Source organism: Pseudomonas sp. BW16M2 (assembly GCF_014268865.1).
Classification (GTDB): domain Bacteria; phylum Pseudomonadota; class Gammaproteobacteria; order Pseudomonadales; family Pseudomonadaceae; genus Aquipseudomonas; species Aquipseudomonas peradeniyensis.
On the sequence record NZ_JABWRI010000002.1, the window covers coordinates 24,736 to 48,614 of the forward strand.

Annotated in this window: 19 protein-coding genes; 9 read left to right on the forward strand and 10 right to left on the reverse strand. The window is 67.6% G+C overall.

Going from position 1 to position 23,879, the window contains the following annotated elements; genetic code table 11:
* Positions 1-184 precede the first annotated feature (184 nt).
* Positions 185-1,042, forward strand: a complete 858-nt coding sequence (locus tag HU735_RS03085) for a CAP domain-containing protein (protein ID WP_186712345.1) — start codon at positions 185-187, stop codon at positions 1,040-1,042.
* A 38-nt stretch (positions 1,043-1,080) separates the two neighbouring features.
* Here the strand turns inward: HU735_RS03085 and HU735_RS03090 are convergent, their stop codons facing one another.
* Positions 1,081-2,082: a helix-turn-helix domain-containing protein gene (locus HU735_RS03090; protein WP_186712346.1), complete on the reverse strand. Its 1,002-nt coding sequence runs from the start codon at positions 2,080-2,082 to the stop codon at positions 1,081-1,083.
* A gap of 101 nt (positions 2,083-2,183) precedes the next feature.
* Here HU735_RS03090 and HU735_RS03095 point away from each other — a divergent pair, with 101 nt between their 5' ends.
* Positions 2,184-2,795: a LysE family transporter gene (locus tag HU735_RS03095; protein ID WP_186712347.1), complete on the forward strand. Its 612-nt coding sequence runs from the start codon at positions 2,184-2,186 to the stop codon at positions 2,793-2,795.
* An 11-nt stretch (positions 2,796-2,806) separates the two neighbouring features.
* Here HU735_RS03095 and HU735_RS03100 read toward each other — a convergent pair whose 3' ends face one another.
* Positions 2,807-4,003, reverse strand: coding sequence for an MFS transporter (locus HU735_RS03100; RefSeq protein WP_186712348.1), 1,197 nt, complete (start codon positions 4,001-4,003; stop codon positions 2,807-2,809).
* A 107-nt stretch (positions 4,004-4,110) separates the two neighbouring features.
* Positions 4,111-5,010, reverse strand: a complete 900-nt coding sequence (locus HU735_RS03105; protein ID WP_186712349.1) for a LysR family transcriptional regulator — start codon at positions 5,008-5,010, stop codon at positions 4,111-4,113.
* A gap of 73 nt (positions 5,011-5,083) precedes the next feature.
* Here HU735_RS03105 and HU735_RS03110 point away from each other — a divergent pair, with 73 nt between their 5' ends.
* Entirely contained in the window at positions 5,084-5,413 is a 330-nt protein-coding gene (locus HU735_RS03110; protein ID WP_186712350.1) for a cupin domain-containing protein, read from the forward strand.
* Here HU735_RS03110 and HU735_RS03115 read toward each other — a convergent pair.
* On the reverse strand, positions 5,404-6,771 hold the full coding sequence (locus HU735_RS03115) for an MATE family efflux transporter (RefSeq protein ID WP_186712351.1): 1,368 nt from the start codon (positions 6,769-6,771) through the stop codon (positions 5,404-5,406). The genes HU735_RS03110 and HU735_RS03115 overlap by 10 nt on opposite strands.
* A gap of 104 nt (positions 6,772-6,875) precedes the next feature.
* Here HU735_RS03115 and HU735_RS03120 point away from each other — a divergent pair, with 104 nt between their 5' ends.
* From HU735_RS03120 to HU735_RS03135, 4 genes are all read left to right on the forward strand, one after another.
* Positions 6,876-7,469, forward strand: a complete 594-nt coding sequence (locus HU735_RS03120) for a TetR/AcrR family transcriptional regulator (RefSeq protein WP_186712352.1) — start codon at positions 6,876-6,878, stop codon at positions 7,467-7,469.
* A 233-nt stretch (positions 7,470-7,702) separates the two neighbouring features.
* Positions 7,703-10,108: a glucose/quinate/shikimate family membrane-bound PQQ-dependent dehydrogenase gene (locus tag HU735_RS03125; RefSeq protein WP_186712353.1), complete on the forward strand. Its 2,406-nt coding sequence runs from the start codon at positions 7,703-7,705 to the stop codon at positions 10,106-10,108.
* A 125-nt stretch (positions 10,109-10,233) separates the two neighbouring features.
* Positions 10,234-11,493 carry a carbohydrate porin gene (locus HU735_RS03130; RefSeq protein WP_186712354.1) on the forward strand — a complete coding sequence of 420 codons (1,260 nt, stop codon included), beginning with the start codon at positions 10,234-10,236 and terminating at the stop codon, positions 11,491-11,493.
* 144 nt (positions 11,494-11,637) lie between these two features.
* Entirely contained in the window at positions 11,638-13,029 is a 1,392-nt protein-coding gene (locus HU735_RS03135) for an APC family permease (RefSeq protein ID WP_186712355.1), read from the forward strand.
* 71 nt (positions 13,030-13,100) lie between these two features.
* Here the strand turns inward: HU735_RS03135 and argE are convergent, their stop codons facing one another.
* Positions 13,101-14,261 carry an acetylornithine deacetylase gene (gene argE, locus HU735_RS03140; RefSeq protein ID WP_186712356.1) on the reverse strand — a complete coding sequence of 387 codons (1,161 nt, stop codon included), beginning with the start codon at positions 14,259-14,261 and terminating at the stop codon, positions 13,101-13,103.
* Positions 14,254-14,931 (reverse strand): DUF1028 domain-containing protein, encoded by a 678-nt coding sequence (locus HU735_RS03145; protein WP_186712357.1) that lies wholly within the window; start codon positions 14,929-14,931, stop codon positions 14,254-14,256. Before HU735_RS03145 ends, argE begins: the two co-directional genes overlap by 8 nt.
* A gap of 410 nt (positions 14,932-15,341) precedes the next feature.
* Here HU735_RS03145 and HU735_RS03150 point away from each other — a divergent pair, with 410 nt between their 5' ends.
* Together HU735_RS03150 and HU735_RS03155 are read left to right on the forward strand one after the other, a co-directional pair.
* Complete coding sequence (locus tag HU735_RS03150) at positions 15,342-16,658, forward strand: NAD(P)/FAD-dependent oxidoreductase (RefSeq protein ID WP_186712358.1); 1,317 nt, start codon at positions 15,342-15,344, stop codon at positions 16,656-16,658.
* Positions 16,658-17,074 carry a RidA family protein gene (locus HU735_RS03155; RefSeq protein WP_186712359.1) on the forward strand — a complete coding sequence of 139 codons (417 nt, stop codon included), beginning with the start codon at positions 16,658-16,660 and terminating at the stop codon, positions 17,072-17,074. The genes HU735_RS03150 and HU735_RS03155 overlap by 1 nt, the downstream gene beginning before the upstream one ends.
* A gap of 91 nt (positions 17,075-17,165) precedes the next feature.
* Here the strand turns inward: HU735_RS03155 and HU735_RS03160 are convergent, their stop codons facing one another.
* From HU735_RS03160 to HU735_RS03175, 4 genes are all read right to left on the reverse strand, one after another.
* Positions 17,166-18,053: a pirin family protein gene (locus HU735_RS03160; protein WP_186712360.1), complete on the reverse strand. Its 888-nt coding sequence runs from the start codon at positions 18,051-18,053 to the stop codon at positions 17,166-17,168.
* Positions 18,054-18,242: 189 nt separating this feature from the next.
* Positions 18,243-19,880, reverse strand: coding sequence for a phosphoglucomutase (alpha-D-glucose-1,6-bisphosphate-dependent) (gene pgm / locus HU735_RS03165; RefSeq protein WP_186712361.1), 1,638 nt, complete (start codon positions 19,878-19,880; stop codon positions 18,243-18,245).
* 79 nt (positions 19,881-19,959) lie between these two features.
* Positions 19,960-22,215 carry an ATP-dependent DNA helicase gene (locus HU735_RS03170; protein WP_186712362.1) on the reverse strand — a complete coding sequence of 752 codons (2,256 nt, stop codon included), beginning with the start codon at positions 22,213-22,215 and terminating at the stop codon, positions 19,960-19,962.
* A complete protein-coding gene (locus HU735_RS03175) occupies positions 22,212-23,864 on the reverse strand; it encodes a VRR-NUC domain-containing protein (protein ID WP_186712363.1) in 1,653 nt (550 codons plus the stop codon). The genes HU735_RS03170 and HU735_RS03175 overlap by 4 nt, the downstream gene beginning before the upstream one ends.
* Positions 23,865-23,879 lie beyond the last annotated feature (15 nt).

Genomic DNA, 23,879 nt, shown 5'->3' on the forward strand with positions numbered 1-23,879 from the left:
AGTGCGAATTATTACCAAACTATCGCACTTTTTCGCCGACCAGCGGTCTACCCCCTCTTTTGCCAACCGCAATCGATTGCCAAGGCTGGTTTTTTTCACACTGCACATGGCCGGGCCAAAAGCCTTGCGCTTGTGTAGGATGGGCAGCGCAGATCCAGACGCTGCCAGTTACAGGGAGATCCACATGCGCGTCCCATCCGTTGCCTGCCTCCTCGGCCTGACGCTGGGCCTGCTCGCCGCGACCAGCGCCCAGGCCTTCACCGGTGAAGAGGCGCAACTGATCGATACGATCAACGTCTACCGCAGCCAGGCCCAGCGCTGTGGCGGCGAAGCCTCGCTGGAGCTGCCGCCGCTCAACAGCGACACCCGCCTGGCGCTGTCGCCCGAAGGCACCCGCGACCTGCAGCAGGCCATGACCCGCGCCGCCTACCCGATGGTCAACGTCCAGGCCATCAGCCTGTCCGGCCCGCGGGACGCCCAGGCGGCGATGAAGGCTGTCGAGGAGAGCTTCTGCCAGGTGGTGCTCGACCCGCAGTTCGTCGATATCGGCGTCAGCCAGGAGGGCCGCGACTGGCGCATCGTCCTGGCCCGGCCGCTGCTCAGCGCCCGCCTGGGCGACTGGCAGGCCGAAGGGCAGAAGCTGCTACAGGAGATCAACGCCGCGCGCAAGCTGCCCCGCCAGTGCGGCGGCCAGCCCTTCGCCGCCGCCCCGGCGCTGGCCTGGAGCACGACCCTGGCGGGCGTGGCCGCCAACCACACCCGGGCCATGGCCAACCAGAACTTCTTCGACCACATCGACCGCGATGGCCGCACCCCGGGCGACCGGGCGGAGCTGGCCGGCTACCTGTACCGGCAGATCGGCGAGAACATCGCCGCCGGGCGCGACACCGCGCGCAAGGTGGTCGACGGCTGGCTGGCAAGCCCAGGGCACTGTGCCACGCTGATGAACCCCGACTTCCGCGAGCTGGGGGCGGCGTATGCGGTGGATCCGAAGAGCGATGCCGGGATCTACTGGACGGGGTTGTTCGGTACACCGCAGTAAACCCGCATCGCGGGGCAAGCCCGCTCCCACGCCGCGGGTCAAGGCGTGGGAGCGGGCTTGCCCCGCGATGAGTCCTGCTCGGACTTGCGCAACGCCAGCGCCGTGCAACCAAACCGCCGCCGCACCCACTTGCCCAGGTAGCTGGCATCCCCCATTCCCACCTCATCGGCGATCTGCGCCAGGCTGTGGCTGGAGTTGAGCAAACGCCAGCGCGCCTGCTGCAGACGCAGTTCCTGCCACCAGGCCTTGGCGCTCATGCCATGGCAGGCTTGGAACTGGCGGTCGAGCTGACGCCGGCTGATGCCCAGCTCTGCCGCCAGCGCCTCCACCGGCAGCTGCGCGGCCAGGTGATGGCGCATCAGCGCCGTGGCCCGTTGCACCTGGCGCCCCTGCCCGGCGTCGACCTCCAGCGAACGCAAGGCGTGAAGGCTATCCCGGCTCTCGTCCACCAGCATGTCGGCCAGGCCCTTGAGCGCCCGGGCGCGGCCACTGGCGCGGGCGATCAGCTCCACCGCCAGGTCGATGGCCGCCGTGCCGCCGGCACAAGTGATGCGCTCACCGTCAAAGCAGAACAGCTGCCCGGTCAACAGCCGCACGCGGGGAAAGGCCAGGCGAAACTCCGCTTCATGGCGCCAGTGCACCACCACCTGGTGGCCGTCCAGCAGGCCACAGGCCGCCAACAGGAAGGCCGCGTTGTCGACACACACCAGCTTCACCCCGGCCTTGCTCGCCTGCTTCAAAACGGCCTTGTAGCGCGGTGCCAAGGCCGCCGTGGCACTGGCGTTGCGCCCGCCGAACAGCACCAGGTGGTCGTAGTCGCCCCAGCGGATGTCCGCAGGGGTTGCCTCGACCTGGACAATCGCTGCGCTGCTGGAAACCACCGGATCCCGGTCCAGCCCAAGCACGGTCCAGCGGCAATAGCGCTGGCGGCTGTAGTCCTCGTCGTCGGCGGAGAAGCGCAACTTGTCGAGGAATGCGCCGAACGGCAGCAGGGCGAACTCCGGCAGCGGCAGGATCAGCAGGCGTAGGTCGGGTGTCATTGTGGGATGTCTAGATATGACCGTTTAATGACCAGATACTACCCTACGTTCCCACTACCCTGCCCTACACTGGCGCCCTGCTCATCCACAAGGCTTCTCTCATGGCACTCGACACCTGGCTCATCTACCTGCTCGCCAGCATCGGCCTGTCGCTGACCCCAGGCCCAAACAGCTTGCTGGCCCTGACCCATGGCGCGCTGTACGGTGCCCGCCGCACGCTGTTTACCATCCTTGGTGGAGTGCTGGGCTTCAGCACCCTGATCGCCCTGACCATGTTCGGCCTGAGCGCCCTGCTGCAGGCCTCGGCCTCGGTGCTGACGGTGCTCAAGTGGGTCGGCGGGGCGTACCTGGTCTGGCTGGGGATCCAGCTGTGGCGCACACCGGCACTGCACCTGGAGCAACCGCACGGCGGCGTGGCGCTGAGCAATGCCGGGCTGTTCCGCCAGGGCTGCCTGTCAGCGCTGGCCAACCCCAAGGTGCTGCTGTTCTATGGCGCGTTCCTGCCGCAGTTCATCGATCCGCAGCGCGGCTTGCTGGTGCAGTTCGTGGTGATGGCGGCAACTTTCGCCAGTGTCGAATGCCTGGTGGAGTACCTGCTGGCACGCCTGGCGTTTCGCATCCGCCCGTGGCTGGCCAAGGGCGGCCGTGGGTTTAACCGCTGCTGCGGGAGCCTGTTCGCGCTGATCGGCGTGGCCCTGCCGCTGGGACGATAGACGCCCCGGGATCAACGCCGGGAAACGCTCAGGAACACCGCCAGTGCCAGCGCCGGCAATCCCGCGCCCAGCAACGCCACGCCGCTCCAGCCGTACTGCGCATACACCCCACTGGCCAGCGCCGAACCCAGCGCCCCGCCGAGGAAGATACTGGTCATGTACAGGGCATTCAGTCGGCCACGACTGGCGGGATCCAGCGCGTACACCTCACGCTGGCCGATGACCATGTTCATCTGCACGGCGAAATCCAGCAGCACCCCGGTCAACCCCAGGCCGATCACGCTGGCGCCCGGCGCGCTCAGACCCAGCAGCAACGCCAGCGGCGCCAGGGCCATCGCCAGCAGCGAACCGCGTCGCGCATGCCCGGCATCGGCCAGACGCCCGGCCAGCGGCGCCGCCACCGCGCCCACCGCCCCCACCAGGGCGAACAGCGCGATCTGGCTCTGCGACAGGCCGTGCTCGCCGGCCAGCGCCAGCGGCACCGCCGTCCAGTACAGGCTGAATGCGGCGAACATCAGCGCCTGGTACAACGCCCGCTGGCGCAACGCCGGATGGCGGTGCAACAGCACCAGCAACGAGGCCATCAGCCCGGCATAGCTGGCCTTGTGCTCCGGCACCCGGCGCGGCAAGGTCAACGCCAGCAGCAGGATGATCGCCACCATCACCCCGGCGGCGCCGAAAAACACCGCACGCCAGCCGAAGTGATCCGCCACCAGGCTCGCCAGCGGCCGCGCCAGCAGAATGCCCAGCAGCAACCCGCCCATGATGTTGCCGACCACCCGGCCACGCTCGCGCTCCGGCGCCAAGTGCGCCGCCAGTGGTATCAGCATCTGCACCGCCACCGAGCTGAAGCCGATCAGCAACGCGTACAGCAGGAACATCTCGCCCTGCCCGTGGCCACTGGTGCCGGCCAGCAACAGGCTGCCGGTGGCCAGCACCGCCGTGGCGATCATCAGCCGGCGGTTCTCCAGCAGGTCGGCCAGCGGCACCAGGAACAACAGGCCCAGGGCGTAGCCGATCTGGGTCAGGGACACGATCAGGCTGGCGCGCTCGGTGGACAGCCCCAGGTCCGGCGCGATCAGGCCGACGATGGGCTGGGCGTAGTAGATATTGGCGACGATGGCGCCGCAGCAGAACGCCAGCAGCGTCACCAGGGCGCGGCTCAGGCCCGGGGCCGATGCCTGGGCGACGGCGAGGGAAGGATTCATTCGAGGGTACCTCGGCTTGCGAAAGGATGTGCGCGAAGGGTGACGGACAACCGCCCCAGCGAGAATCCATCGCCCGCGCAACGGGCCTTTGCGTGGCGCGCAACGCCTCAGCCGGCCAACAGCCCCTCGCAGAAGGCGACGAACGCCATGACCCGGCGCGAGCCGCGGTGGTTGGGCAGGTACAGGGCGTTGATGCTGGCGCTGGCCGCTCCCGGACTCACCGTCCAGTCGGCGAACAACCGTTGCAGGCGCCCGGCCTCGACATCCTCGCGCACCAGCCAGTCGGCCAGCAGCGCCACGCCGCTGCCGGCGATGGCCGCCTCGCGCAACAGGTCGGCGTTGGCGCTGCGCAACGGGCCGCTGACATCCAGTTCCAGGCGCTGCTCGCCCAGGCTTAGCCGCCACGGCCGCGCCGACTGGCCGTAGCGAAAGCGCAAGCAGGCGCACGCGGCCAGTTGCTGCGGTTCGCTCAGCGCCGGCTGCTGGCTCAGGTACGTAGGGCTGGCCACCAACCAGCGCTCGAAGCGCCCCAGCGGGCGACATACCAGGTCATCGCTGGGCGCCGGCTCGCCGAGGCGGATGCTCAGGTCATAGCGACCATCGAGCAGGTCGTCGAAGCGGTCGCTCAGGTCGATGTCCAGCTCCAGTGCCGGGTGGCGGGCAAGGAACGCGCCCAGGTGCGGAGCGATCACCCGGCGACCGAACTCAACCGGCAGGCACAGGCGCAACACGCCGACCGGCTCCTCGCCGCGGTCGGCGACGCTGGCGTCGGCCTCGGCCAGGGCCTCGAGGATCTCGCGGGCCCGCTGGTAGTAGCTGCTGCCGGCTTCGGTCAGGCTGACCTGGCGGGTCGAGCGATTGAGCAGGCTGGCCCCCAGCTCCAGTTCCAGGGCGTCGACCTGGCGGGTCACCGAGGAGGTCGCCACCCCGAGCCTGCGCGCGGCGGCGGAAAAGCCACCGGCCTCGGCGGTGGCCATGAACACCTTGAGCGCCAGCAGCTTGTCCATCGTCAATCTTCCATGGGGCAAAGGCCGAAACCTTCCTACAATCACCGGCTGGAATCAACCACGCGAGACGCCCATGCCCGACAACCTGTTCACCGCCCTGCCCCCGCTCGCGCCCGACGCCGACGAGCAGTTCACCGACCTGCTACGGCGCCCAGGCTTGCGCATCGAGCGTATCGTCTCCAGCGGCCAGGCCAGCCCGCCGGGGTTCTGGTACGACCAGGCCGAGGGCGAATGGGTAGTCGTGCTCAGCGGCAGCGCCGGGCTGCGCCTGGAGCACGAGCCGCACACCCGCGTGCTGCGCCCCGGCGACCACCTGGACATCCCGCCCGGTTGCCGCCACCGCGTGGAGTGGACCGAGCCCGGCGTGGCCACGGTGTGGCTGGCGGTGTTCTATCAGGGCTGAGCCAGTGCCGCCGTGGCGGGCATCGCCTGCAACCGATAGAACCGCCACGGCAGCATCACCGCCGCCACGGCCAGGCCGCAGGCGAAGCCGACCCACACACCCACCGCGCCCAGCGAGGAGTGGAAGGCCAGCCAGTAGCTCAGCGGCAGCGCCAGCAACCAGTAGCTGACCATGGTCACCCCCACCGGCCAGCGGTAGTCCTGCAGGCCACGCAAGGCACCCAGCGCGGTGGACTGCAGACCGTCGGCCACCTGCATGGCCGCGACCACCACGAACATCGGCACGGCGATGGCGATCACCTGCGGGTCGTCGCTCATGGCTTCGGCGATGGAGCGGCCGAACAGCGCCAGCAGCACGGTGGCCACCAGCATCCAGGCGGTGACGCTGGCAAAGGTGGCGCTGCCGATGGCACGGATGCGCGCCGTCTCGCCACGGCCCTGGGCCTGGCTGATGCGGATGCTCACCGCCGCCGCCATGCCCAGCGGCAGCATGTACAGCAAAGCGCCGATCGACTGCACCACCTGGTTGGCCGCCAGGGCCGCATTGCCCAGCCAGCCGAGCATCCAGGCGGCGATCACCACCGCGCCGGCCTCGGCGAGATACCCCAGGCCCAGCGGCCAGCCCTCGCCCAGCAGCGTGCGCCAGCTCAACTGCGGTCCTTGTGGCGCCTGACGGTAACGCACCAGCGAAGGCGCCAGGCGCCAGTAGGCCAGGGCCAGCAGCACCGCCAGCGATTCGGCGATCACCCCGGCGACGCCCGCGCCCAGCAGGCCCAGCGCCGGCAGGCCGAAATGGCCGTGGATCAGCCCGTAGCTCAGCGGAATGTTGAACAGCACCGCGCTCATCACCAGCAGCACGCCCACCCAGGGCCGGCCGATGGCCTCCAGCACGTCCTTGAACACCACCGCCAGGCAGTACGGGATCAGGAACACCGCCATCGCCTGCCAGTACGGCGTCAGCAGCGCCACGTCGGGCAGTGGCACGCCCAGCCATTGCACCAAGGGCAGGCAGGCCAGCATCGCCAGGCAGCCGAGGATACCCACCAGCAGGCCATACCCCAGCCCGGCGCGCAGCGTGCGCGCCACGGTGCCGGGGTCATCGGCGCCGTAGGCATGGCCGACGCGCACGCTCAAGGTGGCGAGCATGCCGTACAGCCCGGCATGGAAGATCAGCCCGGCGCTGCTGGTCAGCGCGACACAGGCCAGCACCACGGTGCCCAGCGAGGCCAGCAGCACGGTATCGGTCAGGCTGATCAGCTCGGCCGCCGACAGGCCCAGCACCAGCGGCAGCGCCAGGCGCAACAGGCCGGGCAGCTCGCCCAGCCAGGCAACATTCTTGGGTGAAACGAGGGCAGTCACGGTAGCCACCTCCAATTGACATACGCCGCGTATGCTAATGCCATTTATTGACATACGCAACGTATGCTAATTTGCAGGCATTGCTTTTCTACCCGGAGCCTCCCATGCCCAACCCTCGCCGCAGCCGCGCCGCCATGAGCGCGGACACCACCGAACGGCTGATTGCCGTCGCCCGCCGCCAGTTCGCCGAAAAGGGCTTTGCCGCCGTGGTGATGGACGAACTGTGCGCCGAAGCCGACCTTACCCGGGGGGCCCTGCACCACCATTTCGGCGGCAAGGCCGGGTTGTTCACCGCGGTGGTGGAGCACCTGCTCGAGGAGATCAACCAGGCGATCGACGCCCGCTACGCCACCCATGACGATCCGTGGGAGGGTTATATCGATACCTGCCTGTACTACTACGACCTGCTGCACGAGCCGGCCCTGCGGCGCATCCTGCTGCAGGACGCCCCTGGGGTACTCGGCCCGCGGCTGCGCGAGCTGGAGGAAGCCAGCTATATCGGGCCCATGGCCCAGGGGCTGGTGGAGTTGCAGCAGGCTGGCAGGCTGCGCGCCTTCGACGCCGTGGCCATGGCGCACCTGATCAACGGCGCAATGGGCGACAGCGGCATGTGGGTGATTGCCCAGGACGATCCGCAGGCGGCGGCGGAGCGGGTGAAGGGGGCGTTGCGCTGTTTGATGGAGGGGTTGCAGGTCTGAGTTCATTCTGGTTTTGGCGCGTGCTGCGTGGGAGCGGGCTTGCCCCGCGATGGCGTCCCCCCAGCCAACTTGGTTGTAGCGACTGACCTCATCGCGGGGCAAGCCCGCTCCCACGAGGATGGTTAATCGCCTGCTCGACCTGCGACAATCGGTCACGAAACAAAATGTACTAACTTGTTAATTAGCTTGCTAAGGGCTTAAACTTCCCGCATTCCACCTGCGAGATCCCTGGCATGAAAGACTCACCCCGCGCCTCCGGCGCCTCAACCTTCATCCTGGTCGGACTGGGCGTCGTCATCGCCCTGCTCGGCCTGCTCCTGGCCGCCGGCGGCGTCAAGCTGGCCGGCCTGGGCGGTTCCTGGTACTTCCTGGTCGGCGGCCTGACCATGGCCTTCGCCGGCCTGCTCATCGCCCGTCGCAAGCCGGCAGGCGCCTGGCTGTACGCGCTGTTCCTCGCCGGCACCGCCGTCTGGGCCGTGGCCGACGCCGGGCTGGTGTTCTGGCCTTTGTTCTCGCGGCTGTTCATGTTCGCCGCCATCGGCCTGGTGGTGGCGCTGGTCTATCCGCAACTGGTCCAAGGCCCGGCGCGTGGCGCCTATGGCGTCGCCGGCCTGCTGGGCGTAGCGCTGGTGATCGCCGCCGGCAACATGTTCGTCGCCCATCCCAGCGTCGCCCCCACCGGCAAGGGCCCGGGCCTGACCCCGGTGGAACCCGGCCAGCAACAGAAGGACTGGGCCCACTACGGCAACACAGAGGGCGGCAGCCGCTTCGCCGCGCTGGACCAGATCAACCGAGGCAACATCGACCAGCTCAAGGTGGCCTGGACCTACCACACCGGTGACGTCGCCCTCAGCGACGGCAACGGCGCCGAAGACCAGCTCACCCCGCTGCAGGTAGGCGACAAGGTGTTCATCTGCACCCCGCACAACAACCTGATCGCCCTCGACGCCGACACCGGCAAGGAACTGTGGAAGAACGCCATCAACGCCCAGTCCAAGGTCTGGCAACGTTGCCGTGGCATGGCCTATTTCGACGCCAGCGCGCCGATCGCCCAGCCATCCCAACCCGACAGCACACCCGTCAGCGTGGCCAGCGTGCCAGCTGGCGCCAACTGCCAACGCCGTCTGCTGACCAATACCATCGATGCCCGCCTGATCGCGGTCGATGCCGACACCGGCGCGTTCTGCGAAGGCTTCGGCGACAACGGCCAGGTCGACCTCAAGGCTGGCCTGGGTAACGTGCCGGACTCTTACTACCAGCTGTCCTCGGCACCGCTGATGGCCGGCACCACCGTGGTGGTCGGCGGCCGCGTCGCCGACAACGTGCAGACCGACATGCCCGGCGGCGTGATCCGTGGCTTCGATGTGATCACCGGTGCCCAGCGCTGGGCCTTCGACCCGGGCAACCCGCAGGACCGCGACGCCCCGCAAGGCGACCGGACCTACGTGCGCAGCACGCCCAACAGCTGGGCGCCGATGTCGTACGACCCGGCGATGAATACCCTGTTCCTGCCGATGGGCTCCTCGTCCACCGACATCTACGGCGTCGAACGCAGCGAGCTGGACCACACCTACGGCGCTTCGGTGCTGGCCCTGGATGCCACCACGGGCAACCAGAAGTGGGTGTACCAGACCGTGCACAACGACCTCTGGGACTTCGACCTGCCGATGCAGCCAAGCCTGATCGACTTCACCAAGGATGACGGCAATACCGTGCCCGCGCTGGTGATCGGCACCAAGGCCGGGCAGATCTACGTGCTCGACCGCGCCACCGGCAGGCCGCTGACCCAGGTCGACGAAGTACCGGTCAAGCCGGGCAACATTCCCAACGAGCCGTACTCGCCGACCCAGCCGAAGTCGGTGGGCATGCCGCAGATCGGCGCGCAGACCCTGACCGAGTCGGACATGTGGGGCGCTACCCCGTATGACCAGCTGCTGTGCCGCATCGACTTCAAGAAGATGCGCTACGACGGCCTGTACACCGCGCCCGGCACCGACCTGTCGCTGAGTTTCCCGGGCTCGCTGGGCGGCATGAACTGGGGCAGCCTCTCCACCGACCCGGTGCATGGCTTCATCTTCGTCAATGACATGCGCCTGGGCCTGTGGATCCAGATGATCCCGTCGCAGAACAAAGGTGCCGCCGCAGGCGGTGGCGAAGCACTGAACACCGGCATGGGCGCCGTGCCACTCAAAGGCACCCCGTATGCGGTGAACAAGAATCGCTTCCTGTCGGTGGCCGGCATCCCCTGCCAGGCACCGCCGTTCGGCACTCTCACCGCCATCGACATGAAGACCCGGCAGGTCGCCTGGCAGGTGCCGGTCGGCACGGTCGAGGACACCGGTCCCCTGGGCATCCGCATGCACCTGCCGATCAAGATCGGCCTGCCGACCCTGGGCGGCACCCTTTCCACCCAGGGCGGCCTGGTGTTCATCGCCGGCACCCAGGACTTCTACCTGCGCGCCTACGACAGCGGCAACGGCAACGAGATCTGGAAGGCCCGCCTGCCGGTCGGCAGCCAGGGCGGCCCGATGACCTATGTGTCGCCGAAAACCGGCAAGCAGTATGTGGTGGTCACCGCCGGCGGCGCGCGCCAGTCGACTGATCGTGGCGACTACGTCATTTCCTACGCCCTGCCGTAAATAGCAGGCCTCATCGCGGGGCAAGCCCGCTCCCACGAACCGCACCATCGGTAGCGTGGGAGTGGCGGTGCGCCGATGCAACTTGCCCCGCGATGGCTTCTACCTTTGATTCCAGGAATATCGCAATGCGCTCCCGCCTCCCCTCCACACTGCTGCTGGCCCTGGCCAGCACCACCGCCCTCGCCGAGGGCGACCTGCTCACACGCAACACCCTGACCGGCGACTGGGGCGGCCTGCGCCACCAGCTCGAGGCAGACGGCATCACCTTCACCGGCGACTACAGCGGCGAGACCGCCTACAACGCCCATGGCGGCCTGCACCGCTCGGCCCGCTACTCGCAGAACCTCAAGCTCGGCGTGCAGTTCGACCTGTCGAAGCTGTACGGTCTGGACAACGGCGGCAAGGTCCAGCTGACCATCAACGACCGCCGCGGCAGCAGCGCCTCGGAGGACCTGGTGGGCAACCGCCTGCCGATCCAGGAAAACTACGGTGGTCTCTACACCCGCCTGACCGAGCTCAGCTACGAGCGCAACCTGTCGCCGGCGCTGAACCTCAAGCTCGGCTACATGGCCATGGGCAATGATCTCGGCGGCCTGGACAGCGGCATTTTGTGCAACTTCATGAACGCCGGCTTCTGCGGTCACCCGCTGAACATGTCCGGCGGCAGCGGCTGGACCAACTATCCCAACGCCCATCTCGGCGTGCGGGTGAAGTATGACCTGACGCCCGACTGGCAACTGCGGCTGGCGGCATTCAACGTCGACCCCGAGAGCAACGGCAATGCCAGCCGTGCCTGGCACCTGGGGCCCAAGCACACCACCGGCACCGTGGTCCCGGTGGAGCTGGTGTACAAGCTGCGCGGCGAACTGCCGGGCGAGTACAAGCTCGGTTACTACTACGACAGCTCGAACGTGAAACGCATCGGCAGCAGCGAGAAAGTCGCCGGCCGTGGCGGGCATTACCTGCTGGTCGACCAGGCCGTGTGGAACGACCCGACGTCGCCCGGGCGCAGCCTGCATGCCTTCGGCCAGTACTCGGCGTCGAGCAAGGCCGCCTCGCCATTCACCAAGTGGTATGGCGCGGGGGTGGTGTTGTACAAACCGTTCGAAGGCCGGCCACGGGATACCGTCGCGCTGGGGTATGGCCGCGCGGTGCCGAACCCTCGCAGCCGCGCGGTGCTGGAAGATGCGACTGTCGATGCCGGGCAGCCCTTCCCGAACCTCGACAGCGCCGAGCAACTGGTCGAGCTGAGCTATGGCTACCAGGCCACCGCGTGGCTGAACCTGCGACCGGATGTGCAGTACATCATCGAGCCGGGGGCGTTTTCCGGGAAAGACATCGACAACGCGCTGGTGTTCGGCTTGCAGGTCAAGGCGACGTTCTGACCACAGACCTGGCGAGCTCTGTGGAGCGGCCTTGCCGCACATAGCTTTTTCCTGCCCAGCAACCACATATTTACTAATTTCCCCGCCCCGGCCCCTGTCCCAGTATCTGGCGCAACTACAACAACAAAGAGCGGGGAAACTGTCATGAGTGCAAGTGCGTCCGTGCCTGCCAGCGTGCAGCACGATCAAGCCGGCTTTCGCCGGGTCCTGGGGCTGGGGTCGCTGCTGGCGGTGGCCGTGGGCCTGGTGGTGTCGCAAGGGGTGATGGTGATGATGCTGCAGGGGGTCGGCGCCGCCGGCCTGGGCTTCATCGTGCCGTTGGGGCTGGCCTACCTGCTGGCCCTGAGCTACGCCTTTTCCTTTTCCGAGCTGGCCCTGCTGGTGCCCCGCGCCGGCAGCCTGTCGAGCTACACCGAAGTGGCACTGGGGCACTTCCCGGCTATCCTGGCGACTTTCTCCGGCTACGTGGTGGTGGCCATGTTCGCCCTGTCGGCCGAGCTGCTGTTGCTCGACCTGATCGTCGGCAAAGTCTACCCCGGGGTGTTCCCGCAATACTCGGTGGCCTTTGGCGTGCTCGCGCTGTTCACCGGCCTCAACCTGATGGGCATCGACATCTTCGCCAAGCTGCAGAGCGCCATGGCCGTGGTCATGGTGATCGTACTGCTGATCCTCGGCGTCGCCGCGATCAGCGAAGGGCATGCCGCAGGGGTCACCACCACCCTGCTGCAGGGCGACTGGAACCCCATGGGCGCCGGGGTGCTGGCCCTGACCGCCATGGCCGTGTGGGGCTTCGTCGGCGCCGAGTTCGTCTGCTCGCTGGTGGAGGAAACCCGCAAGCCCGAGCGCAACATCCCGCGCTCGATGATCATCGGTCTGACGGTGATCTTCGCCACCATCGGCCTGTACGGCCTGGGCGCACTGTTCCTGGTGCCCCGCGAAGCCCTGAGCAGCGATGCCCTGCCCCACTACCTGTTCGCCACCACGGTGTTCGGCAAGACCGGCGAGGTGTTCCTGGTGATCGCCGCGGTGACCGCTACCTGCAGCACCCTCAACACGTCGCTGGCGGCCATCCCGCGCATGCTCTACGGCATGGCCTGCAACGGCCAGGCGTTCCCCCAGTTCAAGCAGCTCAGCCCGCTGGCGCGCACGCCCTGGGTGGCCGTGCTGTTCGTGGCGGCGATCACCGGCCTGCCGATCCTGCTGATGGGCCAGGACGCCGCGGCAATCAACCTGTTGCTGCTGGCCGCCGCGCTGGCCTGGCTGCTGGCGTACATCATCGTGCACCTGGACGTGATTGCCCTGCGTCGGCGTTACCCACACCTGCCCCGACCGTTCCGCACACCGTTCTACCCACTTCCGCAACTGTTCGGCATCGGTGGGATGCTGTACGCGATCTGGCATGCCTCGCCCAGCCCGGAGATGAACCTGAAGGTCTTCGGTACGGCGGGAGTGGTACTGGCGGTGGTGTCGCTGATTGCCGTCGTGTGGATCAAGGGCGTGATGAAGAAACCGTTGTTCAGGCCTGAACCGCTGTAACCTTGTCGCGGGGCCAGCCCGCTCCCACAGGTAGCTGCAAAACCTGTGGGAGCGGGCTGGCCCCGCGAATGTCATGCCTGCTTCAGATGATCCACCAACCGCCGCAACATCGCATCGCATCCCTGCAACTGCTCGACACTGACGAACTCGTCGGGCTTGTGCCCCTGGTCCATGCTCCCGGGCCCGCAGACCACCGTGGGGATACCCGCTTGGTCGAACAGGCCGCCCTCGGTACCGAAGGCCACAGTACCGAAATCGTCCGAACCGCTAAGCAACGCCACCAGTTGTGCGGCCTCGCTCTCGGCTGGTGTGGCCAGGCCCGGGTAGGCGCTCAGGGCGCGCAGGCGAATGTCGCTGGCGCCACTGACGGCACGCATGCGCGGCAGCAGCTCGGCCTCGGCGTAGGTCTGCAGGCGGTCGGCCACGGCCTGGGCCTCGAAGCCTGGCAATGCCCGTACTTCGAAGTCGAACTCGCATTCCTCGGGGACGATATTCAGCGCCCGGCCGCCCTTGATTATCCCGGTCTGCACCGTGGAGAACGGCGGATCGAAGCGCTCGTCGTGATGCTCGGGGCGCGCCAGCTGGTCACCGATCTCGCCCAGCTTGCCGATCAGCCGCGCCGCATACTCGATGGCATTGACGCCGTAGGGGGCATAGGCCGAGTGGCAGGCCGCGCCATGCACCTGGCAGCGCATGGCCAGCTTACCTTTGTGGCCGAGCACAGGCTTGAGTTCGGTGGGCTCGCCGATCAGGCACAGCCGCGGCTTGTGCGGGCGCTGCGCCAGGGCTGCGAGCATCGAGCGCACGCCCAGGCAGCCCACCTCCTCGTCATAGGAAAACGCCAGGTGCACCGGCAGCTTCAGCGGCTGGGCGAGCAACGCCGGCACCGCCGCCAGCACCGAGGCGATGAAGCCCTTCATGTCAGCCGTGCCACGGCCGTACAGGCGCCCTTCGCGTTCAGTCAGGCAGAACGGTTCGACGGTCCAGGCCTGGCCCTCCACCGGCACCACGTCGGTGTGCCCGGAGAGCACCACGCCGCCACGGTCGGCGGGGCCGATGGTGGCGAACAGATTGGCCTTGGTGCCCTCCTCGTTGTGGAACAGCTCGCTGGCAACGCCAAGTCCGGCCAGGTAGTCGCGGATGAAGGCGATCAGCTCGAGGTTGGAATCGCGACTGACCGTGGCGAACCCGACCAAGCGCTCCAGCAGCGCACGGCTGGAAACCTCATTCATCGCCCGGCACTCCATAGCTCGGCGCGGCGGTCGGGTTCAGGGCACGGGTCACATAGTCCTGCATCTGCGGGCGGTAGGCCTGCCAGAGGCTGTCCAGCTCGCCGATGGGATCGTGCTCGGCCCAGTCCACGCGCAGGTCCACCAAGGGCCAGGTCAGCTCACCGGCGATCTTCAACGCCGCCGAGTGCACCGGCCCCGCCTCACCGCCTGCGGCCATGGCCGCGTGCATCGCCGCCAGCAGGCGCTCGGCCAGGTGGCCACCGGCCTGTTCGAACGCCGCCACCATGGCCTCGATCACCGCCCGCGACGACAGCAGGTTGCCGGCCGCCGCGCATTGCTCGCCGGCCACGGCGTTGTGCACGCCCAGGGCCTCCTTGCCGGTGAACAGCGCTACCTGGCCCTGGCTGTCGATCACCGTGACCTGGCGATATTCGCTCCAGCCATTGGCGCTCAGCACCCGGTCCAGCGCCGCTGCGGGCGGCAGCTGGCCCTGCTCGAGGGCATCGAGGATCTGCGGGCCGAGGGCCGGCAGGGTGATGTTCTGGGTGGCCACGGCACCGACCCCGGCACGCACCCACGGGCAGCGGGCGCCGACGGCGATGCTCGATGAACTGATGGCGATGCCGACCTGGCCGGTTTCCTGGCAGCGGCCGATGATGGAGAAGGTCATGGTGCAGCTCCTGTGTTGAGGTTACCGGCATTCTCGGTGGGCCCCGAATGCTGCGAAACCAACATTTTCCTCGGCACTGGGCAGGAAAAAACTAAGGCGCCTGTGAATGCATCCTGTGTAGGAGCGGCCTTGTGTCGCGAACGGGCTGCGCAGCAGCCCCGGCAATCTTGAGGAGAGCACGAATCCTGGGGCCGCTACGCAGCCCGTTCGCGACACAAGGCCGCTCCTACAGGGTCCTGCGCATCCCTGAGAAACCGCTGCAGCCCATTGCCAGCAAAGCCTTCGCCAATTTATAGGCAACCCCCAGCTAAATACTATTTTCGCGATTTCCCGCCCATCCCTAGTCTGGCCCCAGGCAAAGGCGGTCCCCACCGACCTGAACAAGAACGCCGCTGAAGAAGGGCTGGGACATGACACTGAACAACATCGAAATCGACACCCTCGTGGTCGGCGCCGGCCAGGCCGGCGTGGCCATGAGCGAACACCTGAGCAAGCTCGGCGTGCCGCACCTGGTGCTGGAGCGCAAGCGCATCGCCGAGGCCTGGCGCACCGGGCGCTGGGATTCGCTGGTGGCCAACGGACCGGTCTGGCACGACCGTTTCCCGGGCCTGGAATTCGACCTCGACGCCGATGCCTTCGCCGGCAAGGACCAGGTCGCCGACTACTTCGAACAGTACGTGCGCAAGTACAACCTGCCGGTACGCACCGGGGTCGAGGTGAGGAAGGTGGCGCGCAACGCCGACCGCCCGGGCTTCACCATCGACACCAACCAGGGCGTGATCCGCGCCAACCGCGTGGTGGCCGCCACCGGCCCGTTCCAGCGCCCGGTGATCCCGGCCATCGCACCGAAGGACGAGGGCCTGCACCAGATCCACTCCGCCGCCTACTTCAACCCCCAGCAGTTGCCCGAGGGCGCGGTGCTGGTGGTCGGCGCCGGCTCCTCCGGGGTGCAGATCGCCGAGGAACTGATGCGCGCCGGGCGCCAGGTGTACCTCTCGGTCGGCGCTCATGACCGTCCGCCGCGCAGCTACCGCAACCGCGATTTCTGCTGGTGGCTGGGCGTGCTCGGCGAGTGGGACGCGGAGATCGCCAAGCCTGGCCGTGAGCACGTGACCATCGCCGTGTCCGGCGCCCGTGGTGGCCATACCGTGGACTTTCGCGCCCTCGCCCACCAAGGCATGACCCTGGTCGGCCTGACCCAGTCGTTCGAGGGCGGCGTGGCCTGCTTCCAGGACAACCTGGCCGAGAACATCAACCGCGGTGACGAGAACTACCTGGCCCTGCTGGACGCCGCCGACGCCTATGTCGAACGCAACGGCCTGGACCTGCCGCAGGAGCCCGAGGCGCGCAAGCGCCTGCCCGACCCGGCCTGCGTCAGCCAGCCCTTGCTGGAACTGGACCTGGCCCAGGCCAACGTCAGGAGCATCATCTGGGCCACCGGCTACGGCGTGGATTTCAGCTGGCTGCAGGTGGACGCCTTTGACGCCAACGGCAAGCCGCAACACCAGCGCGGCGTGTCGAAGGAGCCGGGCGTGTACTTCCTCGGCCTACCCTGGCTGTCGCGCCGTGGCTCGTCGTTCATCTGGGGCGTGTGGCACGACGCCAAGCACGTCGCCGGCCATATCGCCACCCAGCGCACCTACCTGGCTTACCGCGACCGCGAGCAGCGCGCGGCGGATGAGCAGCAACCCTCGATCAGCAACGTCAGCACTTTCGGAGCCCTCTGATGCCTACCCACACTCGCATCCGCATGTTCAACACCAAGGCGACCTACCCCAACCAGACCCTGGACAACGACCTGTGCCAGGCGGTGCGGGCCGGTAACACCATCTACGTGCGCGGTCAGGTCGGCACCGACTTCGAAGGCCGGCTGGTGGGCCTGGGCGATCCACGGGCCCAGGCCGAACAGGCGATGAAGAACGTCAAGCAGCTGCTCGAAGAAGCGGGCTCGGACCTGTCGCATATCGTCAAGACCACCACCTACATCACCGACCCGCGCTTCCGCGAGCCGGTGTACAAGGAAGTGGGCAAATGGCTCAAGGGGGTGTTCCCGATTTCCACCGGGCTGGTGGTGGCCGGGTTGGCCCAGGCTGAGTGGCTGATGGAGATCGATGTGATCGCGGTGGTGCCGGATCAGCAGTGACGCGCTAAAAAAATCGCGGGGCAAGCCCGCTCCCACGCCTTGAGTCATTGTGGACTCAAGGCGTGGGAGCGGGCTTGCCCCGCGATGGGTACTATCGAACGACGCCGCGCTCGACGCCGCCCATCTGCCCGAACCGCCCAGCCTGGAAATCATCGAACGACTCGGCGATTTCCGCCTGGCTGTTCATCACGAACGGCCCGTAGCCAACAATCGGCTCGTCGATCGGCTCGCCGCTGAGCAGCAGCACGCTGACCTCCTCCAGCGCCTCGAGGCGCACATCGCGGCCATCGCGCTCCAGCAGCACCAGGCTGGCAGGGCCGGCCTCGCGCTCGTCGTTGACCCGCAGGTTACCCCGCAGCACCACCAGCGCGGCATTGCGCCCGGCGGCCAAGGGCAGTTGCAACGTGGCACCGGCACTCAGCCGCAGATCCCAGACATCCATCTCGGTGAAGGTGCGCGCCGGCCCCTGATGATCCAGGTAACGTCCGGCGATCACCCGCAGGCTGCCCGCCTCGCCGGCCAGCGCCACCACGGGAATGTCGTTGGCCAACAGTGTCTGGTAGCCCGCTGCGGCACGCTTGTTCTTGGCCGGCAGGTTGACCCACAGTTGCACCATCTCCAGGGTGCCGCCACTACGGGCAAAGGCCGGGGAATGGAACTCCTCGTGGATGATGCCTCCCGCGGCGGTCATCCATTGCACGTCGCCCGGGCCGATCAGGCCGCCGGCGCCGGTGGAGTCACGGTGCTCCAGTTCGCCCTGGTAGACGATGGTCACCGTCTCGAAACCGCGATGCGGATGTTGGCCGACGCCGCGACGGGCCGTGGTCGGGGCGAAGTCGTGGGGGCCGGCGTAGTCCAGCAGCAGGAACGGGCTGATGTGCCGGGCCAGATGATCGTAGGTGAACAGGCTGCGCACCGGGAAGCCGTCGCCCACCCAATGGGCGTGGGGGCTGCGGTGGATGCCCTGGATCTTTTTCATGAGAAGCCTCCTGTTTGATGGGTATCACCTTACAGATGAGACTAATGATCCGGTAGACAGCTAAAATGGCATGGTTCGTTCCAAAATTGGAACAATCCAATGCATCGCGGGGCAAGCCCGCTCCCTCAAGGCCAATGTACGTTGGCCTTGTGGGAGCGGGCTTGCCCCGCGATTGGCTTCAACGGACGATCAGGCGATCGCCGCGTCCACCAGTACCTGGGCTTCGGCCACCAGGCGCGTCAGATGCGCCTCGTCGATGAAGCTCTCGGCATAGATCTTGTAGATGTCCTCGGTACCCGAAGGACGGGCGGCGAACCAGCCGTTCTCGGTCATCACCTTCAGGCCACCGATGGCCTGGTTGTTGCCCGGGGCGTGGCTGAGGATCTGTTGGATCGGCTCGCCGGCCAGCTCGGTGGACTTGACCTGCTCCGGCGCCAGCTTGCTCAGCAGCGCCTTCTGCCGCGCATCGGCCTTGGCCTCGACGCGGGTGGCGTAGGGTTTGCCCAGCTTGGCGGTCAGGTCGGCGTAGATCTGGCTCGGGTTGCGTCCGGTACGGGCGGTCATCTCGGCCGCCAGCAGCGCCGGGATCAGGCCGTCCTTGTCGGTGGCCCAGACGCTGCCGTCCTTGCGTAGGAACGAGGCGCCGGCGCTCTCTTCGCCGCCAAAGCCCAGCGAACCGTCGAACAGGCCCTGGGCGAAGAACTTGAAGCCCACCGGCACTTCGTACAGCTCACGGCCCAGCGCGGCGGTGACACGGTCGATCAGGCCGCTGGAAACCACGGTCTTGCCCACGGCCGCGTCGCTGCGCCATTGCGGGCGGTTGCGGTACAAGTAGTCGATGGCCACGGCCAGGTAGTTGTTCGGTTGCAGCAGGCCATCGGCGGTGACAATGCCGTGGCGATCATGGTCGGGGTCGCAGGCGAAGGCCACGTCGAAGCGCTCGCGCAGGCCGATCAGGCCCTGCATGGCGTACGGCGAGGACGGGTCCATGCGGATCTGGCCGTCCCAGTCGACGGTCATGAAGCGGAAGGTCGGGTCGACCTCGGTGTTCACCACTTCCAGGTTCAGCTGGTAGCGCTTGGCGATGGCCGACCAGTAGCGCACCCCGGCGCCGCCCAGCGGGTCGACGCCCAGGCGCAGATTGGCGCTGCGGATGACGTCGAAGTCGATGACGTTTTCCAGGTCGGCGACGTAGTTGCTGACGTAGTCGTGACGCTGGGTGGTCGGTGCCGCCAGCGCCTGCTTGTAGTCCATGCGCTTGACGCCGGCCAGGTTCGCCGCCAGCAGCTCATTGGCCTTGGCCTCGATCCACTTGGTCACGTCGCTGTCGGCCGGCCCGCCATTGGGCGGGTTGTACTTGAAACCACCGCTCTGCGGCGGATTGTGCGACGGGGTGATGACGATGCCGTCGGCCAGGCCCTGCTGGCGGCCACGGTTGTAGCAGAGGATGGCGTGGGACACCGCCGGGGTCGGGGTGTACTCGTCATCCTGGCTCAGCATCACCTGCACGCCGTTGGCGGCCAGCACTTCCAGGGCGCTGGCGGCGGCCGGGGCGGACAACGCATGGGTGTCTGCGCCGATGAAGAGCGGGCCGTCGATGCCCTTTTCCTGGCGGTACAGGCAGATGGCCTGGGTGATCGCCAGCACGTGGTACTCGTTGAAGCTCAGCTCGAACGAAGTGCCGCGGTGCCCCGAGGTGCCGAAGGCCACGCGCTGGGCCGCCACCGCGGCGTCGGGACGGCCGGTGTAGTAGGCGGTCAACAGGCGGGGAATATCGACCAGCACGCTGGCCGGAGCCGGCTTGCCTGCCAAAGGACTGAGCGTCATGCGGAACCTCGAAATCAACAGAAGTAGGTGTTGGAACGCGCAGTGTACTGGGAGTTTCAGCGCTAGGCGATGGCGGCGTTCACCCCAGCTGCCACCAACCGGGGAACATCTGTCGCACCCGGGGCTCGGCGAAGCGCTCATCGATCAGCATCAGCACGCCACGGTCCTGGTCGCTGCGGATCACCCGGCCGGCGGCCTGGATCACCTTGCGCACGCCCGGGTACAGGTACGCATAGTCGAAACCGGCGCCGAACTGGCGGCCCAGGCGCTGCTTGAACTGCTCGTTGACCGGGTTGACCTGGGGCAGCCCGAGGGTGGCGACAAAGGCGCCGATCAGGCGCGTGCCCGGCAGGTCCACGCCCTCGCCGAAGGCACCGCCGAGCACGGCGAAGCCCACCCCCTGCCCTTGCTCCACGAAACGCGCCAGGAAAGCCTCGCGCCCGGCCTCGTCCATGCCAGGCGCCTGGCACCAGATGGGCAGCGCCGGATAGCGCTCGGCCAGCAACCGCGCCACCTGTTCGAGGTATTCGAAGCTGCTGAAGAAAGCCAGGTAGTTGCCCGGCTGGCCGGCGAACTGGCCAGCGATCAACTCGACGATCGGCGCCAGCGACGCCTGGCGCTGCTGGTAGCGAGTGGACACCTCGCTGACGATGCGCACCTGCAGCTGCTCGGCCCGGAACGGCGCGGCGACCTCCAGCCAGGCCGTGTCGGCGGGCATGCCCAGCAAGTCGCTGTAGAAGTGCCGCGGATTCAGCGTCGCGGAAAACAGCGTGACGCTGCGCGCCGCACTCATCCGCGGCCCCAGCAGCCGCGCCGGCACCACGTTGCGCAGGCACAGCGTGGCCAGGCGCCGCCCCCGTGGACCGTTGCGCGGGCTGATATCGAACAGGAAGTGCTCGTCGAACAGCTCGGCGATACGGCTGAACTGCAGGGCCTGGAAGAAGAACTCCAGCACCTTGGGTTCGACCTCGGCGGGCGCCTGGTTCATGCGCTCCTGGATCAGTCCGATGCATTGCTGCAGGGCACGCAGGAAGGCATCCGGCAGTTGCTCGCTGGCCTGGTACGGCGCCACCTGGGCCTTGTACAGCGCGTTCCACTGCCGGTTCAGCCGGTCGAGGGCACTGCCCAGCCCGGCCGGCTTGCTCTGGCGCAGCGCCAGAAGATGCCCCTGGTCGAGGCTGGCGCTGTACATCTGCCGCCCCCGTTCGACCAGGTTGTGCGCCTCGTCCACCAGTACCGCCGTGCGCCACTGGTTGGCCTGGGCCAGGCCGAACAGCAAGGCGTGGGCGTCGAAGTAGTAGTTGTAGTCAGCCACCAGCAGGTCGACCCAGCGCGCCATCTCCTGGCCCAGGTAGTAGGGGCAGACCTGGTGCGCCAGCGCCACCTGGCGCAGGCTGGCGCGGTCCAGCAGCGACACCTGCGCGGCGGCTTCGCGAGCAGCCGGCAGACGGTCGTAGAAGCCCCGCGCCAAGGGGCAGGACTCGCCATGGCAGGCGTTTTCGGGGTACTCGCAGGCCTTGTCGCGGGCGATCAGTTCGAGGCTGCGCAGGGCTGGTTGCGGCGACGCCCGGGTGATCTGGCGCAGCGCATCGAGGGCCAGGGCCCGGCCCGGGGTCTTGGCGGTAAGGAAGTAGAGCTTGTCCAACTGCTGCGGGACCACGGCCTTGAGCAGCGGGAACAGCGTACCGAGGGTCTTGCCGATGCCGGTGCTGGCCTGGGCCATCAGACAGCGACCGGTACTCACGGCCTTGTACAGCGTCTCGGCCAGTTGGCGCTGGCCCTGCCTGAATTCGGGATAGGGGAATGTCAGCGCGCCAAGATCCCGGTCCCGCTCGCTCAGCCGTCGTTCCTGGCCCTGTGCCCAGGCCAAGAAGCGCTGGCACTGGATCTCGAAAAAGCGCTTCAGCTCATCGGCTTGGTAACGCGCGCTGATCACTGTCTGGCCGTCACTGTCGACATCGAGATAAACCAGCGCCACATCGATCACCGAGAGCTGCCGTGCCTGGCACAGCAACCAGGCATAGACCTTGGCCTGGGCCCAGTGCAGTTGGCGGTGGTTGTCGGGCTGCCTGGCCAGATCGCCGCGGTGGGTCTTGATCTCCTCCAGGCGATTACCCGTCGGGTCGTAGCCATCGGCGCGACCGCGGACCCGCAGCCCCTGGAACTCGCCCTCAAGCGCCACCTCCGCTTCATAGCCGGCGGCGCGTCGCGCCACCACCCGGCGGTGCCCGGCAATACCTTCCTGGGCGGTGGGCGACGGGGTGAAGCGCAGGTCGAGGTCGCCAACCTTGGCGCTGAACTCGCACAGGGCGCGCACGGCCACGGTGTAACTCATGCTGGCACATCGCTCCAGCGCACATGGCAGACCGCGACCGGCAGCCCGTGGGCATGGCAGAACTCGAGCCAGCGCAGCTGGTTGTCCTGTAGCCGGTCGCCCGGCCCCTTGACCTCGATCATGCGGTAACCGCCCTGCCCAGGCCAGAACTGGATCAGGTCGGGCATACCGGCGCGGTTGGCGCGGATATCCTGCAGCAGGCGCAGGAAGCAGGCCTTGAGGTGCGCGGGCGGCAGGTGCTCGAGTGCCTGTTCGAGCAACGGCTCGTCGAGCATCTGCCAGAACACGAAAGGCGACTGCAGGCCTTGCTTGGCCTGGTAGCAGTCGCGGATGGCCTGGCGATGGCTGCCATCGTCCAGGCGCTCGAGGCAGGCGTCAAACAGTGCCGCGCGACGCTGCTGGAAGTCGACGTCGTGCAGGTCCTGCGGCCCGCTCTGGAACGGGTGGAAGAACGCCCCCGGCACCGGGGCGAAGATCGCCTCCCAGCACAGCAGGCCGAACAGGCTGTTGAACAGGGTGTTCTCGACGTAGTAAACGCTGCCGCCTTCCTGCTCCAAATGCTGGCGCACCGCCTCTTCCACCCCCAGCACTGCCATTTCGGCCGGCAGTTCCAGTTCGATAAGTGTCACCGCCTCGCTGCGTCGGCGCGGCTGTGCCGGACCGCCAAGCTTGCGTGCCAGGCGTGGCAGCAGGCGTTCCAGGGCCTGGCGTTCCAGGGCGTTGGCTGGCGCCTGGGCCATGTGCCGGGCCAGGGCATGCGCCTCTGGCCATTGCTCGCTGCGCTCGTGGACCCGGACCTGGCGAATACGCGCCTCGGGGTGCGCGCAGCCAGCATAGATCCGCAGTGCCAGGTCCCAGTCCCCCAGGCGCTCGCACTGTTGCCCGAGGCTGAACAGCAGGCGCGCCCGGCGCCGGGCCAGCCAGGGGTTGCTGTCGTCAAAGCCGTCCAGCGCCGCGAGTAGATCGGCGGGCGCTACGCCTTGTTCAAGGCGCTCGGCGCACTGGTGCAGGGCCATGGCCAAGTCGACCTCGGCGCGCTGGCGCAAGGCCCGCGAGTCGTCGCTGAACGCCACCTGTTCGTAGCGGAACACCCCGAGGTCGGCAAGCACGAAGTCCGACCAGCTCTGGTACAGGTTGCCGAAGAACAGCAGGCGCAAGCGGTCGCACAACGGCTGCTGGCACCAGTGCAGGATCCGCAGCGGGAAACCGGGGCACCACTGGGCCAGCGGGCCAGGCGGCAAGCCCAGGGCCTGCAACTGCTCCAGCAGCTCGGCCTTGCCGGCGCGCGGTCTGGGAAGTCGCCCGGCGAAGCACGTCGCCAGCTCGTCCTTGCGCAGCAACGCCCCTAGCTGCTCGATGGTCAACGGCGCATCGTCGGCCACCCAACCCAATGCCAGCAGTGGCGCCAGGGCCGCCTCGGTGTCACCAATCTCGGCATAGTCGAGCTTGTCACCGCGAAACAGCTCGCCCTTGCGCATGACCATGCGCACCAGCAGGGCCTGACTGGGCACCGGCAGTTCGCTGAAGGTCTGGATGAAACCGTGCTCGTCGCAGTCCAGCAGATCGGCATAGCGCTGCCCGACCCAGCTCAGGACCTGGCGGAAGTTGTGCAGGTAGTACAGGGGATCATCGACGGAATGGGCGATCACGGTGCAAGTCGGGTG

Bases quoted from the DNA above. Each gene is read 5' to 3' on its own strand.
- HU735_RS03090 (WP_186712346.1), bottom strand. From the start codon at position 2,082: ATGACACCCGACCTACGCCTGCTGATCCTGCCGCTGCCGGAGTTCGCC.
- HU735_RS03150 (WP_186712358.1), top strand. From the start codon at position 15,342: ATGACACTGAACAACATCGAAATCGACACCCTCGTGGTCGGCGCCGGC.
- HU735_RS03095 (WP_186712347.1), top strand. From the start codon at position 2,184: ATGGCACTCGACACCTGGCTCATCTACCTGCTCGCCAGCATCGGCCTG.
- HU735_RS03170 (WP_186712362.1), bottom strand. From the start codon at position 22,215: ATGAGTTACACCGTGGCCGTGCGCGCCCTGTGCGAGTTCAGCGCCAAG.
- HU735_RS03145 (WP_186712357.1), bottom strand. From the start codon at position 14,931: ATGACCTTCTCCATCATCGGCCGCTGCCAGGAAACCGGCCAGGTCGGC.
- HU735_RS03155 (WP_186712359.1), top strand. From the start codon at position 16,658: ATGCCTACCCACACTCGCATCCGCATGTTCAACACCAAGGCGACCTAC.
- HU735_RS03160 (WP_186712360.1), bottom strand. From the start codon at position 18,053: ATGAAAAAGATCCAGGGCATCCACCGCAGCCCCCACGCCCATTGGGTG.
- HU735_RS03105 (WP_186712349.1), bottom strand. From the start codon at position 5,010: ATGGACAAGCTGCTGGCGCTCAAGGTGTTCATGGCCACCGCCGAGGCC.
- pgm (WP_186712361.1), bottom strand. From the start codon at position 19,880: ATGACGCTCAGTCCTTTGGCAGGCAAGCCGGCTCCGGCCAGCGTGCTG.
- argE (WP_186712356.1), bottom strand. From the start codon at position 14,261: ATGAATGAGGTTTCCAGCCGTGCGCTGCTGGAGCGCTTGGTCGGGTTC.
- HU735_RS03100 (WP_186712348.1), bottom strand. From the start codon at position 4,003: ATGAATCCTTCCCTCGCCGTCGCCCAGGCATCGGCCCCGGGCCTGAGC.
- HU735_RS03135 (WP_186712355.1), top strand. From the start codon at position 11,638: ATGAGTGCAAGTGCGTCCGTGCCTGCCAGCGTGCAGCACGATCAAGCC.
- HU735_RS03120 (WP_186712352.1), top strand. From the start codon at position 6,876: ATGCCCAACCCTCGCCGCAGCCGCGCCGCCATGAGCGCGGACACCACC.
- HU735_RS03110 (WP_186712350.1), top strand. From the start codon at position 5,084: ATGCCCGACAACCTGTTCACCGCCCTGCCCCCGCTCGCGCCCGACGCC.
- HU735_RS03085 (WP_186712345.1), top strand. From the start codon at position 185: ATGCGCGTCCCATCCGTTGCCTGCCTCCTCGGCCTGACGCTGGGCCTG.
- HU735_RS03125 (WP_186712353.1), top strand. From the start codon at position 7,703: ATGAAAGACTCACCCCGCGCCTCCGGCGCCTCAACCTTCATCCTGGTC.
- HU735_RS03130 (WP_186712354.1), top strand. From the start codon at position 10,234: ATGCGCTCCCGCCTCCCCTCCACACTGCTGCTGGCCCTGGCCAGCACC.